Raw genomic sequence first — 14,651 nt, forward strand, 5'->3', positions numbered from 1 at the left:
GCGCCGCGGAACCGGCTCCGCCGGGCCGCAGGCGCTGCCCCTTGAGGGGCGGAGCGGCCACACGCAGTGGGCAAGCGATGGGGGTGGTCATACTTCCCGGCCCTTGAAAGCGAAGATGCCCTGCGGCCGCTTCTGGATGAAGACGATGATGAACACCAGCACGGCAATCTTGGCCAGCACGGCGCCAGCCCAGCCTTCGAGGAATTTGTTGACCAGGCCCAGCCCCAGCGCGGCATACACCGTGCCCGCGATCTGCCCGACACCGCCCAGCACCACGACCATGAACGAGTCGACGATGTAGCCTTGGCCCAGGTCGGGGCCGACGTTGCCGACCTGGCTGAGCGCGCAGCCCGCCAGCCCGGCGATGCCCGAGCCCAGCGCGAAGGCATAGGTGTCGATGCGGGCGGTGTTCACGCCCATGCACGACGCGATGGGCCGGTTCTGCGTGACACCCCGCACGAACAACCCCAGCCGCGTGCGGCCGATGAGCAGCACCACGCCCAGCAACACGCCGGCCGCGAAGACGATGATCAGGATGCGGTTCCAGGGCAGCGTGACCAGGCCGTTCATGAAGGTGAGGCTGCCACTCATCCACGACGGGTTTTCCACGCCCACGTTCTGCGCGCCGAACAGGCTGCGCACCGACTGCATCAGCACCAGACTGATGCCCCAGGTCGCCAGCAGCGTCTCCAGCGGCCGGCCGTAGAGAAAGCGGATCACCGTGCGCTCCATCACCGCGCCCACCAGGGCCGAAGTGATGAAGGCCACCGGCACCGCGGCCAGCAGGTACCAGTCGAACCACCCGGGCAGTGCGCTGCGAAAGAACGATTGCACCAGCCAGGTGGCGTAGGCGCCGATCATGATCAGCTCGCCATGGGCCATGTTGATCACACCCATGAGCCCGTAGGTGATGGCCAGGCCCAGCGCCGCCAGCAGCAGGATGGAGCCCAGGCTGATGCCGGTGAAGGCCTGCGAGACACCGCTGGCCAGAGCACGGGCGCTGTCCAGCGCCGCGATGGCGTCGGACAGGGCCTTCTTCACATCGGGGTTGCTTTCGGCGTCAAGGCGCTCGGCCAGCATCGGCCGCAGGCTGGGTGGGGCCTTGTCGGCCAGCACACGCGCCGCGCTCAGGCGCACCGCGTCGTCGTCGCTGGCCAGTTGCAGGATGGACCGCGCCTGCTCCAGGCTGGCCCGCGCTGCAGCCGCCAGCGTGGGCTGGGCCAACGCCTTTTCCAGCAGCGGCAGGCCCGAATCGTCGGCGTCTTCCACCGCACCCCGCAGCACCACCTGGGCCGCAGCCACCTGGCGGGCGGCATCGTCTTCGAACAAATCGTGCCCGGCCTTGGCCGTCGCCAAGGCACCGCGCATGCGGTTGTTGAGCAGGGCGTCTTCGGCCTCTTCCCTGACCGGAGCGGGCTCGCCCGTCACTGCGTCGATGGCCGAACCGTCGGCCTGCACGATGAGCACCTGCTCGCCCTGGAACTTGACCGCGTCGTCGGCCAGGGCGTTGATGAGCGCCAGCGCCCGGGGATCGTCCTCGGCCGCCAGCCGATTGAGCGCATCGATGCGCTCGTCGCTGGCACCCGAAGCCAGCACCAGCGCGTCTTCCGGCGTCAGCGCGTGCGCGGCGGTCGCACCGAGCACGCCACTCACGGCCACAGCCCCGGCAACCACAAAAGAACGCAACAGCCCGCGCATGGTCATAAATGTCTTTTCAATGTGGGACCCAACCATCACCCCGAACCTCTCCCACCGGGAGAGGGAGCAAAAAACGCCGCAAACCGCGTGCCTTCACCCAGCAGGCACCGCGGAACCGGCTTTGCCGGGCCGCAGGTGCCGTCCCCCCTCGAAGCGCCGAAGGCCCGCCACAGAGGGGGGAAGCCGCGAAAGCGGCGCAGGGGGGAGCCCTTATTTCGTCGGCTCGTCCTTTTTGCCCTTGTTTTCAGGAATGAACGGGCTCCACGGCTGGGCCTTGACGGGGCCCTTGGTCTTCCACACCACGTTGAACTGGCCGTCGGCCTTGATCTCGCCGATGAACACCGGCTTGTGCAGGTGGTGGTTCTTCGGGTCCATGGTGGAAGTGAAGCCCCCTGGTGCCGGGAAGGTCTGGCCGGCCATGGCGGCGATCACCTTGTCGGTATCGGTCGACTTGGCCTTCTCGACCGCCTGCTTCCACATGTGGATGCCGATGTAGGTGGCTTCCATCGGGTCGTTGGTCAGCGGCTTGTCCATGTGGCCCGGAATCTTCTTGGCCTTGGCGTAGTCGCTCCAGGCCTTCACGAACGCGGTGTTGGCCGGGCTCTTGATGCTCATGAAGTAGTTCCAGGCGGCCAGGTGGCCCACCAGCGGCTTGGTGTCCACGCCACGCAGCTCTTCTTCACCCACGGAGAAAGCCACCACCGGCACATCCGTCGCCTTCAGGCCCTGGTTGCCCAGTTCCTTGTAGAAGGGCACGTTGGAGTCGCCGTTGATGGTCGAGACCACGGCCGTCTTCTTTCCGGCCGAAGCGAAGGTCTTGATCTTGCCGATGATGGTCTGGTAGTCGGCATGGCCGAAGGGCGTGTACTCCTCCATGATGTCCTCGTCCTTGATGCCCTTGCTGTGCAGGAAGGCGCGCAGGATCTTGTTGGTGGTGCGCGGGTACACGTAGTCGGTGCCCAGCAGCACGAAGCGCTTGGCCGAGCCGCCGTCCTTGCTCATCAGGTATTCCACGGCGGGAATGGCCTGCTGGTTGGGCGCGGCACCGGTGTAGAACACGTTCTTGGACAGCTCTTCGCCTTCGTACTGCACGGGGTAGAACAGCAGGGCGTTCTTTTCTTCGTAGACCGGCAGCACCGACTTGCGCGACACCGAGGTCCAGCAACCGAAGGTCACGGCCACCTTGTCCTGATCGATCAGCTGCTTGGCCTTTTCGGCGAACAGCGGCCAGTTGGAGGCCGGGTCGACCACCACGGGTTCGAGCTTCTTGCCCAGCACGCCGCCCTTGGCATTGATCTCGTCGATGGCCATCAGGGCCACGTCCTTGAGCACGGTTTCGGAAATGGCCATCGTGCCCGACAGCGAGTGCAGGATGCCGACCTTGATGGTGTCGGCGGCGTGGGCCGAGAGGCCGAAGGCGCCCAGCGCGGCGGCGGCCGACAGGGCTTTGAGGGTAAATCGACGTTGCATCATGGCGCTTCTCCAGGGTTCGGGAACATCCGTTGGGGGGGGGTCTGACTTTCGCCACCGCCCGGCCTGCACGGCTGTTCGATGGGGTCAGACGGATGCTAGGGAGGCCCCTGGAAAGCGTCTGTACGCCGGGTGGCGTATGGGCGGCGGAACGGGCACGGAATCGGCCCGCCGGCGCCTCGGCGTACGCCATGTGGCGTATGCCGGGACCGGCGCACGCCGGATCAGCCGCCGTGTTGCGGCCGCAGCAGCGGCACGCGGTTGATCGCCATCGCCGCGGCGGCGGTGCGCGTTTCCACCCCCAGTTTGGCGTGGATGCGCTCCAGGTGCTTCTTCACCGTGGCGGGGCTGGCGCCGAGGATGTCGCCGATGTCGCGGTTGATCTTGCCTTTGACGACCCAGTACAGCACCTCGGCCTCGCGCGCGGTGAGGCCGAAGGCCTGGGCCAGGGCTTCGAGCACGCTGGCGTCCGACGTTTCCTGCATGACGATGAGCCAATCACCGGGCTCGCCGACCCCGAGTTCGTCGGCCTCTTCGTCGCCCACGCGCTGGTGCAGCCGAAAGGTCAGGCGCCGTGGGCCCTGGTCGAGCGTGAGTCGCGGCGGTTCGGGGCGCTGGGCCGCATCGGCCGCCTGCAGCTCGGGCAGCAGGCGCGCCAGCCACTGCAGCACCACGTCGGGCGTGGCCGGGGCCTCGGTGCCGCAGTAGCGCAGCAGCAGGTCGCGCGCCAGCGGGGTCTGCCACATCAGGCGGCCGTCGCGTGCGCGCACGGTGATGGTGGCGTAGCCGAAGGCGTCGAGCGCGTTGCGCGCCTGGCTGCGTTCGACCGCGCCCTGGCGCAGGTGGCGCGCCTGCGCCAGGTGCACGCCCATGCGCGCGATCACTTCGCGCGGCTTGATGGGTTTGGTCACGTAGTCCACACCGCCGGCGCCGAGTGCGGCCACCAGGTGTTCGGTCTCGGTGAGCCCGGTCATGAAGATGATGGGGATGGGCGCGGTGCGCGGGTCGGCCTTGAGCCGGCGCGCGACCTCGAAGCCGTCGATGCCGGGCATGACGGCGTCGAGCAGGATGACGTCGGGCCGCGCCTGCTGCGCACGCCGCACGGCGGCTTCGCCGTCGAGCGCGACCAGCACCGCAAAACCCGCGTCATCGAGCGCGTCGTGCAGCGGCGCGACGTTGTCGGGCACGTCGTCGACGATGAGCACCACCAGGCGGGATTCCGGCACCAGCACCACAGGCGGTGTCAGCGGATCGGGCGGGGACATGTCGGGGGAAGGAAGGTCGCTCGCGGCCATGGGGTCAGCTCGGTTCGTTCGGCAGGCGCGATGGTACGCCCGCCTGCAGCAGGCGCTGCTCGATGGCTTCGAAGCGGAATTCGCGCGCCATGGTGCGGATGCCCTGCGCGAAATCGGCCTGCTCGGGGTGCTGGCGCACCCAGTCGTCCAGCCATTGCACGATGCCTTTGTAGTAGCCCAGGCGCACCAGATCGAGCAGCGGCAGCAGGGCCTGGGCGTCGCCTGCGGCCCAGGCCGGCGCTTCGGACGCCAGCGGCGCGCGGGCGGGAACGGGTGTGGGCGCAGGCGCCTCGGCGTGCACCAGGTGCTGCCATTCCAGCCGCAACTGCTGGCCCAGCCAGAGCAGCAGGTCGTCGCGCCGCACGGGTTTGACGAAAAAGTCGGTGGGTGCCGCCTCTTCGGTTTCGGCCTGCAGACCTTTGTCGAAGGCGTTGGCCGACACGATGGCGGTGGGCACCGCACCCCAGCCACCGGCGCGCAGACGGCGCAGCGTTTCCCAGCCGTCGATGCCGGGCATGGCCAGATCCATGAAGATCGCGTCGGGCGCCTGGGCACCGCCGGGCTGCACGCCCTCCAGCAGGGCCAGTGCGTCGTGGCCGTTGGTGGCCAGCATCACCTCGAACCCGAGCGGGCGCAACCAGTTGGCCAGCAGTTCGCGGTCGCTTTCTTCGTTGTCGACCACCAGCACCCGGCGGCGCGCGCCGGCATACCCGGTGACCGGCAGCGTGGGGCGCACGCGCCGCGCCGCCACGCCCTGCAGCGCCGGCAGGAACAGTCGCACGGTGAACACGGTGCCCGCGCCGGGTTGGCTGCGCACCGTCATCTCGCCGCCCATGAGGTCGGTGAGCATCTTGGCGATGGTCAGGCCCAGCCCGGTCCCGCCTTCGGGCCCGGCCGCAGCCACCGCGCCCTGCCCGCGCGCGAAGGGCTCGAAGATGCGTTCCATGTCGGCCGCGCTCATGCCCGGGCCGGTGTCGTGCACCTCGAAATGCGCCATCTCGCGCGCATGGCGCACGCGCAGGCGCACCTCGCCCTGGCCGGTGAACTTCACCGCGTTGCCCAGCAGGTTGATGAGGATCTGGCGCAGGCGCTTTTCGTCGGCCCGCACCGCCAGCGGCAGGTCGGCCGGCGCGTCGAACACGAAGCGCAAGCCCTTGGCGGCAGCCTGCAGCTCGAACATGCTGGCCACCTCGCGAACCACGTCGGCAAAGGCCATGGGGCGCACGTCCAGCGCCAGCCGGCCCGACTCGATGCGGGCGATGTCGAGCGTGCCGTCGATGAGCGAGAGCAGGTGCTCGCCCCCGCGGTGGATGACACGGATGGCCTGTGCCTGGTGCTGCGGCAGATCGGTGTCTTCCTGCAGCAACTGGGCGTAGCCAAGGATGCTGTTGAGCGGCGTGCGCAACTCGTGGCTGATGGTGCTGATGTAGCGACTCTTGGCCTGGTTGGCCTGCTCGGCGGCGCGGCGCGCCTGCTGCAGGGCCTCGTCGGTGCGGCGGTGCGACTCGATCTCCTGCATCAGCAATCGGGTCTGGCGGTTCGACTCTTCCTGCGCCACCTCGCGGCTCTTGTGCGCCAGCACCAGCCACCAGGCCACGATGCCCGCGATCAGCAGCAGCACCGCGTACACATGCAGAAAGCCGGCGCGCAGCGCGGCGTCGACCAGGCCGGCCACCGCCTGGGTCTCCAGCGCCTGCGTCTGCTGGCGGTACAGCAGGGCCAGCACGGCCGCCAGCAGCGGCGCCATCACCAGCATGATCAGCAGGTAGTGCGCCAGCCCGGCGCGCAGGTACGGCCACACGCGCTGCGGCAGCAGCATGCGCAGCGCCCCCTGCCACTGCACCGAGAGGCGCGCGTGGGGTTTGCACAGGTCGCCGCAGCGCGCGTCGAGCGAGCAGCACAGCGAGCAGATGGCGCCCTGGTAGGCCGGGCAGTGCGCCATGTCGGGGCCTTCGTAGTCCCGTTCACAAATCACGCACTTCAGCACGCCCAGCCGCCGATAGCCGCCCTCCTCGATGGAGGTCGGAGCGTGGGGGCCCTCTCCTCTGGCGATGTAGTAGCGCCCCTTCGTCGCCCACGCGATCAGCGGCGCCGTCACCAGCGCGGTCACCATCGCGATCACCGCCGAAAACGCCTGCGCCATCGCCCCCATCAACCCCAGGTAGGCCGCCACCGACAGCAGCGAGGCCAGCACCATCGCCCCGACGCCCACGGGGTTGATGTCGTAGAGGTAGGCGCGCTTGAACTCGATGCCCTTGGGGCTCCAGCCCAGCGGCTTGTTGATGACCAGGTCGGCCACCACGGCCATGATCCAGGCGATGGCGAGGTTGCTGTAGAGCCCGAGCACCTCGCCCAGCGCCTGGAACACGTTCATCTCCATCAGCATGAAGGCGATCAGCGTGTTGAACACCACCCAGACCACCCGGCCCGGGTGGCTGTGCGTCAGGCGCGAAAAGAAGTTGCTCCAGGCCAGCGAGCCGGCGTAGGCGTTGGTGACGTTGATCTTGAGCTGCGAGACCACCACGAACAGCGCCGTGGCCGCCACCGCCCAGCCGTAGGGCAGCACGTATTCGTAGGCCGCCAGGTACATCTGGTTCGGGTCCACCGCGTGTTCGGGCGAGACCATGTGCGACAGCGCCAGCCAGGCCAGCAGCGCGCCTCCCAGCATCTTGAGCACGCCCAGGATCACCCAGCCCGGCCCGCCGGCCAGCACCCCGGCCCACCAGCGCCAGTGCTGGCCCGGCCGGGGGGCCGGCATGAAACGCAGGTAGTCGGCCTGTTCGCCCATCTGCGTGATGAGCGCGATACCGACGGTGAGCGCCGCACCAAAAAGGTTCCAACGGAAATCTTCACCCACCCCGGATTCACCACCGTAGTGCACGATGCCGGCAAAAGCCCCCGGGTCCATGATCAGCACGGCCGCGAACGGCACGGTCATCATCACCAGCCACAGCGGCTGCGTCCACACCTGGAAGCGGCTGATGGCCGACACCCCGTGCGTGACCAGCGGAATCACCACCACGGCGCAGATCAGGTAACCCCAGGCGGGCGGAATGTCCAGCGCCAGCTCCAGCGCGTAGGCCATGACCGCCGCCTCCAGCGCGAAGAAGATGAAAGTGAAGGTGGCGTAGATCAGCGAGGTGATCGTCGAGCCGATGTACCCGAAGCCCGCGCCACGCGTGAGCAGATCCATGTCGACCCCGTAGCGCGCGGCGTACACACTGATGGGCAGGCCGGCCAGGAAGATGATGAGCCCCGTGGCCAGAATGGCCCAGAAGGCGTTGATGAAGCCGTACTGCACCAGCAGCGTGGCGCCCACCGCTTCGAGGATGAGGAACGAGGCCACGCCGAAAGCCGTGTTCGCCACGCGCCATTCGCTCCACTTGCGGAAACGCTGCGGCGTGTAGCGCAGCGCGTAGTCCTCCATGGTTTCGCTGGCCACCCAACTGTTGTAGTCGCGGCGCACCTTGATGATGCGCTGCGGCGCGTCCACCGGCGCGGGCAAAGGCATATGGGCGTTTTCAGCAGAGGTGTTCACCTCGAAAATGCTGCAGATTTTGTGCCACGCACCAACAAGGTGCTTTGCAGGCACAGTATTTGCTGAATCGACAGCCTTTGGTCACCCGACGCCCTTTTCCCCGCCGACCGCCATGGAACTGACCCCTCGCGAAAAAGACAAGCTGCTGATCTTCACCGCCGCCCTGCTGGCCGAGCGCCGCCAGGCCCGCGGCCTCAAGCTCAACTACCCCGAAGCCATCGCGCTGATCACCGCCGCCGTGATGGAAGGCGCCCGCGACGGCAAGACCGTGGCCCAGCTCATGAGCGAGGGCCGCACCGTGCTGACGCGCGACGACGTGATGGAGGGCGTGCCCGAAATGATCCCGGACATCCAGGTCGAAGCCACCTTCCCCGACGGCACCAAGCTCGTCACTGTCCACACGCCGATCAGTTGACCCCCCCGCGCCGGGCTTCGCCCGTCACCCCCCAAGGGGGCGATGCGAGTGGCCCGGCAAAGCCGGTTCCACCGCATCCTTGACCCGGACACTTCGTGCCACCGCCTTCTCTGCCGAGGACCTTCATGAAACACACAACACTCGTCAAAACCCTCCTATCCACCGCGCTCGGCACCACCGCCCTCGCCGCCCAGGCCCACACCGGCCACGGCACCAGCAGCCTCATGGAAGGCCTGGTCCACCCCTTCGGCCCCGACCACCTGCTGGCCATGGTCGCCGTGGGCATCTGGTCCGTCTCGGCCCTGCCCGCGAACAAGTCCTGGCAGGGCCCGGCCACCTTCCTGCTGGCCCTGGTGGCCAGCGCCGTGCTGGGCATGATGGGCCTGACCGTGCCCTACCTGGAACACGCCATCTCGCTGAGCGTGGTGATGTTCGGCGCCATGCTGATCCTGGCGGCCAGGCCCCTGCCACCCGCCCTGGGTCTGGGCCTGATCGCCTCAGCCGCGTCGCTGCACGGCCTGGCCCACGGTGCCGAAACGTCCGAGACCGGCTTTGCCGGCTACGCGCTCGGTTTCCTGCTGACCACGGCCGTGCTGCACATCGGCGGCGTGGGCATCGGCCTGGCGATCAAGCGCTGGCTGGGCCGGCGCAGCGGTCTGGCGCTGGGCAGCCTGGGCGCCGCGCTCAGCGCCGCCGGCGTCTACCTGTTCAGCCAGCTGGCCGCCTGAGGACATCCCCATGATTCCCGGCGAACTCCTTGTTGACGACGGCGACCATGCCCTCAACCCCGGCCGTGCCGGGCTGACACTGGTGGTGAAGAACACCGCAGACCGCCCGGTGCAGGTCGGCTCGCACTACCACTTTGCCGAGACCAATGCTGCGCTGGCCTTCGACCGCGTCGCCGCGCAGGGCAAGCGGCTGAACATCGCCAGCGGCACCGCGGTGCGCTTCGAGCCCGGGCAACAGCGCACCGTCGAACTGGTGGACTTCGCGGGCGACCGCATCGTGTACGGCTTCCGTGGCCTGACGCAAGGCAAGCTCTGATTCCCAAGGAAAGCCCTGACATGGCCAGCATTCCCAAACGCGCTTACGCCGACATGTTCGGCCCCACCGTCGGCGACCGCGTGCGCCTGGCCGACACCGGCCTGCTGATCGAGGTGGAAAAGGACTTCACCCTGGCCGCCGGCGGCTACGGTGAGGAAGTGAAATTCGGCGGCGGCAAGACCATCCGCGACGGCATGGCGCAAAGCCAGCGCACGCGCGCCGAAGGCGCCGTCGACACCGTGCTCACCAACGCCCTCATCGTCGACCACTGGGGCATCGTCAAGGCCGACATCGGCCTCAAGGACGGCCGCATCGTCGCCATCGGCAAGGCCGGCAACCCCGATACCCAACCTGGGGTCGACATCGTCATCGGGCCGGGGACCGAAATCATCAGTTGCGAAGGCAACATCGTCACCGCCGGCGGCATCGACAGCCACATCCACTTCATCTGCCCGCAGCAGGTGGACGAAGCCCTGGCCTCGGGCGTGACCACCATGCTCGGCGGCGGCACCGGCCCGGCCACCGGCACCTTTGCCACCACCTGCACGCCCGGCCCCTGGCACATTGAGCGCATGCTGCAGGCGGCCGACGGCCTGCCGATGAACCTGGGCTTTCTGGGCAAGGGCAACGCCAGCCAGCCCGCACCGCTGCGCGAGCAGATCGATGCCGGCGTGATCGGTCTGAAGCTGCACGAAGACTGGGGCACCACGCCCAGCGCCATCAGCAACTGCCTGGACGTGGCCGAAGAAACCGACACCCAGGTCGCGATCCACTCCGACACGCTCAACGAATCGGGCTTCGTCGAAGACACCATCGCGGCCACCAAAGGCCGCACGCTGTGCGCCTTCCACACCGAAGGGGCTGGCGGCGGCCACGCGCCCGACATCATCCGCGTGGTCGGCGAGGCCAACTTCCTGCCTTCGTCCACCAACCCGACCATGCCCTACACCGTCAACACGCTCGACGAACACGTCGACATGCTGATGGTCTGCCACCACCTGGACGCCGGCATTCCCGAAGACCTGGCCTTTGCCGAGAGCCGCATCCGCCGCGAGACGATTGCCGCCGAAGACATCCTGCATGACCTGGGTGCCATCAGCATCATGAGCAGCGACAGCCAGGCCATGGGCCGCGTCGGCGAGGTGGTGATCCGCACCTGGCAGACGGCCGACAAGATGAAGAGCCAGCGTGGCGCGTTGCCCGAAGACAGCAGCCGCAACGACAACTTCCGCGTCAAGCGCTACATCGCCAAGTACACGATCAACCCGGCCATCGCGCACGGCATGTCGCACATCGTCGGCTCGCTCGAAGTCGGCAAGTGGGCCGACCTGGTGATCTGGAAGCCCGCGTTTTTCGGCGTCAAGCCGGCGCTGGTGCTCAAGGGCGGCAGCATCGCGCTGGCCGCCATGGGCGACCCGAACGCCTCCATCCCCACGCCGCAGCCGGTGCACTACCGCCCGCAGTTCGGTGCCTTCGGCGGCGCATTGGCCAAGGGCAGCCTCACCTTCGTGTCGCCAGCCGCGCAGGCGGCTGGCGTGGCGCAACGCTACGGCCTGGCCAAGACCACGGTGGCGGTGCAGAACTGCCGCAGCGTCACCAAGGCCAGCATGGTGCACAACAGCTACCTGCCCAAGATGGAGATCGACGCCCAGCGCTACACCGTGCGCGCCGACGGCGTGCTGCTGACCTGCGAGCCCGCCAGCAAACTTCCCATGGCCCAGCGATACTTCCTGTTTTGATAGCAAAACAGGGACATCCATGCAACAAGTCTCCAAGCTCATCCCTCAGGCTCAAGGCCTCGCGGCCGTGCTCGTGCGCCGCGCAGCCACGGTCACGCTGGACTGGGATGTGCGCCAGAAAAGCCGCTTCGACGCCGAATCGTCCGAGGGGCGCCGTGTCGGCGTGTTCCTGCCGCGCGGCACCGTGGTGCGCGGCGGCGACGTGCTGGTCACGCAGGACGGATCGCTGCTGCGCGTGGTCGCGGCGCCGCAACCGGTGCTGCGCATCACCGCCTGCACCGACCACCACCACGGACACGATCACGACCCGGCGTTCGACCTCATGCGTGCGGCCTACCACCTGGGCAACCGCCATGTGCCCATCGAACTGCGGCCCGATCATCTGAAGATCGAGCCCGACCATGTGCTGGCCGACATGCTGCGCGCCATGCACCTGAACGTGGTCGAGGTGCGCGAGCCGTTCGAACCCGAAGGCGGCGCCTATGCCGCCGGGCATGGCGGCCACGCAGGCCACAGCCATGGGCATGACCACGGGCACGCGCACGACCACCACCATGGGCATGAGCACAGCCACGGACAGGGTCACGGCCCTGGGCATTCCCACGATCATGACCACGGCTGAGTCCACCAGCGCCATCGCTCCCGTTCCCCCGCCCGCAGGGCTGCTGCACACCCTCTGGCTGGCCTCGCCGGCGCTGCCGGTGGGCGGGTTCTCGTATTCCGAGGGCCTCGAAGCGGCCATCGACGCGGGCCTGGTGACCGACGAGCACAGCGCGGCCCAATGGCTGGTCGACCAGCTCCACCTGGGCCAGGCACGCAGCGACCTGCCCGTCTTTGCCCAGGCTTTCGCCGCCTGGCAGGCGCACGATCTGGAGCGCATTCGCGCGCTCAACGACTGGGTGCTGACCACGCGCGAAACGCAGGAGCTGCGCCTGCAGACCGAACAGATGGGCCGGTCGCTGCTGGAATGGGCCCGCTCGCTGGGCGCGCTGGGCCAGGGCATCACGGACAGCCTGCTGCAGGCCCGTCTGGCGCCGCCCACCTACCCGGTGGCCATGGCCTGCGCCGCCGCAGCCTCGGGCGCCCCCCTGCCCCAGAGCCTCACCGGCTTCGCCTTCGGCTGGGCAGAGAACATGGTCCAGGCGGCCATCAAGTCGGTCCCGCTCGGCCAGGGGGCCGGCCAACGCATGCTGGCCCGTCTGGTGGGCGAGATCCCGGCTGCCGTCGAGCACGCCATCGCCCTGCCCGACGAACAACGCCAGGCCTTCACCCCCATGCTGGCCGTCCTCTCGGCCCGCCACGAAACCCAATACTCCCGACTGTTCCGGTCCTGACCTGCCATGAACGCGCTGCACCACATCCCGAACCGCACCAAGAACCTGCCCCCCCTGCGCGTGGGCATCGGCGGCCCCGTCGGCTCCGGCAAGACCACCCTGCTCGAAGTGCTGTGCAAGACCATGCGCGAGCGCTACGACCTGGTCGCCATCACCAACGACATCTACACCAAGGAAGACCAGCGCCTGCTCACCGTGAGCGGCGCGCTGCCAGCCGAACGCATCATGGGCGTGGAAACCGGCGGCTGCCCGCACACCGCCATCCGCGAGGACTGCTCGATCAATCTCGAAGCCATCGACCGCATGCTGGGCGACTTCCCCGATGCCGACATCGTCTTCGTCGAAAGCGGGGGCGACAACCTCGCCGCCACCTTCAGCCCGGAGTTGAGCGACCTCACCATCTACGTGATCGACGTCGCGGCCGGCGAAAAGATTCCGCGCAAAGGCGGCCCCGGCATCACCAAGAGCGATCTGTTCGTCATCAACAAGACCGACCTGGCCCCGCACGTCGGCGCCAATCTGGACGTGATGAAACAGGACACGGCGCGCATGCGCCCGGACACCGAGCGCCGCCCCTGGGTGATGACCAACCTCAAGACCCTGGCCGGCGTCGACGAGGTGGTGCGCTTCATCGAAAAGCGCGGCATGCTCACCGCCGCCCCGCAGAACGCGTCAAGCTAGAATCCCCGCTCGACAGATGCGCTCAGGAAGGGTGGCAGAGTGGTCGATTGCACCGGTCTTGAAAACCGGCGACGGGCAACCGTCCGTGGGTTCGAATCCCACCCCTTCCGCCAGAACAGCAGGAAACCAGCGGCCTCCAGGCCGCTTTTTCGTTTCTGCCCGCCGTCCCTCCCGCCCCAAAATATCGATGGCCTGAAGGCCCCCAGGGCGGCAACCACCGTTCCCTGAGCCGGTGCAGCGCCATCGACCCCGTCCCTGATCATGTTCATTGGGCCGGCCTCGCCACGAGCGCATCGGGCGGTGCAGGCCGCTCGGGTGACACGACCATTTGACGCTTGCCGGAAAACCGGCGCATGAGCGGGCGCTCCACCGCGTGATAGCTCACCGAGGCCAGCAACAGCGTCACGACCGTGGTCAACAGCAGGCCACCCACGCTGGCCAGCGGTGTGGTCCACATGTCGGGCCACAGCTTGGCGGTGACGGTCTGCACAGGCAGGTGCCACAGGTAGATGCCGTAGCTGATGTCCCCCAGCCAGACCATGGGCCGCGAGGCCAGCCAGCCCGTGCCGCGCATGGGCGCCAGCAGGGTCCAGAGAATGGCCGCGATGATCAGGGCCATCACCATCCGCCAGACCAGCGGCGACCAGTGCCCCCGGGGAATCGCACTGTGAAAATGGTTCAGTCCCCACAGCATCGCGAGGTAGACCAGCACCAGCACCGCCAGGAGCATCTGCCGCTGCCGTTCGGGCCACGGCTTTGCCAGCAAGTGCAGCGAAACGCCGGCAATGAAGGCCACTTGCAAACCCGCCAGGAATGGAAACACATACCGCAGGAACTGGTACAGATACTCCACATGCGGCACCAAGGCGCGCCCGAACTGGCCCAGCAGTTGGGCCCCCACCACCAAGGCCAGCAACAGCAGGATGTGGGTGCGGCGCAGCAGCATCAGCAACCAGGGCAGCAGCAGGTAGAACGAGAACTCGACCACCAGCGTCCAATACACCCCGTTCAGACTGCGGTATCCCCACGGCAAGGGGCGAAGCCACAGGACGGCGTTGCCGAAAACCTGGGCCCAGTCGATACTGGCCATGAGCCCGAGGGCATACAGCAGGGGAACCAGGGTCAGCAACTGCAGCCACAGCGCCGGGAAAATGCGCACGCTCCGGCGCCACCAGAAGCGCAACACTTCGCCCGGGCTCAGGGACTTTGCCCACAAAGTGCCAGCGAGCACGAAACCCGACAGCACAAAGAACCAGTCCACACCGATCCAGCCCGTGCGAACGAGAAACGAAAGATCCCAGCGGGCGCCGAACACCGGCACATCACTCAGGAACTGGACCAGGCCCGGAAATGGACTGGCCGAATGAAACAGCAGCACCAGGATGGCGGCAATGCCCCTGACGCCATGCAACGCGAAATTGAATGCCATACCACGCG

General features: G+C 67.8%; 12 protein-coding genes and 1 tRNA gene. 8 read left to right on the forward strand and 5 right to left on the reverse strand.

The genetic code is table 11. From position 1 onward, the window contains the following. Positions 1 to 87 precede the first annotated feature (87 nt). From urtB to L0977_RS20985, 4 genes are all read right to left on the reverse strand, one after another. Positions 88 to 1,698 (reverse strand): urea ABC transporter permease subunit UrtB, encoded by a 1,611-nt coding sequence (urtB, locus tag L0977_RS20970; protein WP_234266872.1) that lies wholly within the window; start codon positions 1,696 to 1,698, stop codon positions 88 to 90. A 210-nt stretch (positions 1,699 to 1,908) separates the two neighbouring features. Continuing rightward, positions 1,909 to 3,168: an urea ABC transporter substrate-binding protein gene (gene urtA, locus L0977_RS20975; protein ID WP_234266873.1), complete on the reverse strand. Its 1,260-nt coding sequence runs from the start codon at positions 3,166 to 3,168 to the stop codon at positions 1,909 to 1,911. 224 nt (positions 3,169 to 3,392) lie between these two features. Then, positions 3,393 to 4,433, reverse strand: coding sequence for a response regulator (locus L0977_RS20980; RefSeq protein WP_234266874.1), 1,041 nt, complete (start codon positions 4,431 to 4,433; stop codon positions 3,393 to 3,395). 34 nt (positions 4,434 to 4,467) lie between these two features. After that, positions 4,468 to 7,974: a hybrid sensor histidine kinase/response regulator gene (locus L0977_RS20985; protein ID WP_234266811.1), complete on the reverse strand. Its 3,507-nt coding sequence runs from the start codon at positions 7,972 to 7,974 to the stop codon at positions 4,468 to 4,470. Between the two features lie 139 nt (positions 7,975 to 8,113). Here L0977_RS20985 and L0977_RS20990 point away from each other — a divergent pair, with 139 nt between their 5' ends. The 8 genes from L0977_RS20990 (at position 8,114) to L0977_RS21025 (ending at position 13,327) form a co-directional block, all read left to right on the forward strand. Continuing rightward, positions 8,114 to 8,416, forward strand: a complete 303-nt coding sequence (locus L0977_RS20990) for an urease subunit gamma (protein WP_234266812.1) — start codon at positions 8,114 to 8,116, stop codon at positions 8,414 to 8,416. A 125-nt stretch (positions 8,417 to 8,541) separates the two neighbouring features. Beyond that, the gene (locus L0977_RS20995) at positions 8,542 to 9,144 is read left to right on the forward strand and encodes a HupE/UreJ family protein (RefSeq protein ID WP_234266813.1); all 603 of its coding nucleotides are present in this window, start codon (positions 8,542 to 8,544) and stop codon (positions 9,142 to 9,144) included. A 10-nt stretch (positions 9,145 to 9,154) separates the two neighbouring features. After that, entirely contained in the window at positions 9,155 to 9,460 is a 306-nt protein-coding gene (locus L0977_RS21000; RefSeq protein ID WP_234266814.1) for an urease subunit beta, read from the forward strand. A 20-nt stretch (positions 9,461 to 9,480) separates the two neighbouring features. Then, complete coding sequence (gene ureC / locus L0977_RS21005) at positions 9,481 to 11,199, forward strand: urease subunit alpha (RefSeq protein ID WP_234266815.1); 1,719 nt, start codon at positions 9,481 to 9,483, stop codon at positions 11,197 to 11,199. Positions 11,200 to 11,218: 19 nt separating this feature from the next. Then, positions 11,219 to 11,821: an urease accessory protein UreE gene (gene ureE / locus L0977_RS21010; RefSeq protein ID WP_234266816.1), complete on the forward strand. Its 603-nt coding sequence runs from the start codon at positions 11,219 to 11,221 to the stop codon at positions 11,819 to 11,821. Beyond that, a complete protein-coding gene (locus L0977_RS21015) occupies positions 11,808 to 12,533 on the forward strand; it encodes an urease accessory protein UreF (RefSeq protein ID WP_234266875.1) in 726 nt (241 codons plus the stop codon). Before ureE ends, L0977_RS21015 begins: the two co-directional genes overlap by 14 nt. Before the next feature lie 6 nt (positions 12,534 to 12,539). After that, positions 12,540 to 13,214, forward strand: coding sequence for an urease accessory protein UreG (gene ureG, locus L0977_RS21020; protein WP_234266817.1), 675 nt, complete (start codon positions 12,540 to 12,542; stop codon positions 13,212 to 13,214). A gap of 25 nt (positions 13,215 to 13,239) precedes the next feature. After that, positions 13,240 to 13,327 (forward strand) — tRNA-Ser (locus L0977_RS21025). Positions 13,328 to 13,479: 152 nt separating this feature from the next. Here the strand turns inward: L0977_RS21025 and L0977_RS21030 are convergent. Next, positions 13,480 to 14,643 (reverse strand): acyltransferase family protein, encoded by a 1,164-nt coding sequence (locus L0977_RS21030; protein ID WP_234266819.1) that lies wholly within the window; start codon positions 14,641 to 14,643, stop codon positions 13,480 to 13,482. Between the last annotated feature and the right edge of the window lie 8 nt (positions 14,644 to 14,651).

Source organism: Hydrogenophaga sp. NFH-34 (genome assembly GCF_021401345.1).
Classification (GTDB): Bacteria; Pseudomonadota; Gammaproteobacteria; order Burkholderiales; family Burkholderiaceae_C; genus Hydrogenophaga; species Hydrogenophaga electricum.

Bases quoted from the DNA above. Each gene is read 5' to 3' on its own strand.
- urtB (WP_234266872.1), bottom strand. From the start codon at position 1,698: ATGCGCGGGCTGTTGCGTTCTTTTGTGGTTGCCGGGGCTGTGGCCGTG.
- urtA (WP_234266873.1), bottom strand. From the start codon at position 3,168: ATGCAACGTCGATTTACCCTCAAAGCCCTGTCGGCCGCCGCCGCGCTG.
- L0977_RS20980 (WP_234266874.1), bottom strand. From the start codon at position 4,433: ATGTCCCCGCCCGATCCGCTGACACCGCCTGTGGTGCTGGTGCCGGAA.
- L0977_RS20985 (WP_234266811.1), bottom strand. From the start codon at position 7,974: ATGCCTTTGCCCGCGCCGGTGGACGCGCCGCAGCGCATCATCAAGGTG.
- L0977_RS20990 (WP_234266812.1), top strand. From the start codon at position 8,114: ATGGAACTGACCCCTCGCGAAAAAGACAAGCTGCTGATCTTCACCGCC.
- L0977_RS20995 (WP_234266813.1), top strand. From the start codon at position 8,542: ATGAAACACACAACACTCGTCAAAACCCTCCTATCCACCGCGCTCGGC.
- L0977_RS21000 (WP_234266814.1), top strand. From the start codon at position 9,155: ATGATTCCCGGCGAACTCCTTGTTGACGACGGCGACCATGCCCTCAAC.
- ureC (WP_234266815.1), top strand. From the start codon at position 9,481: ATGGCCAGCATTCCCAAACGCGCTTACGCCGACATGTTCGGCCCCACC.
- ureE (WP_234266816.1), top strand. From the start codon at position 11,219: ATGCAACAAGTCTCCAAGCTCATCCCTCAGGCTCAAGGCCTCGCGGCC.
- L0977_RS21015 (WP_234266875.1), top strand. From the start codon at position 11,808: ATGACCACGGCTGAGTCCACCAGCGCCATCGCTCCCGTTCCCCCGCCC.
- ureG (WP_234266817.1), top strand. From the start codon at position 12,540: ATGAACGCGCTGCACCACATCCCGAACCGCACCAAGAACCTGCCCCCC.
- L0977_RS21030 (WP_234266819.1), bottom strand. From the start codon at position 14,643: ATGGCATTCAATTTCGCGTTGCATGGCGTCAGGGGCATTGCCGCCATC.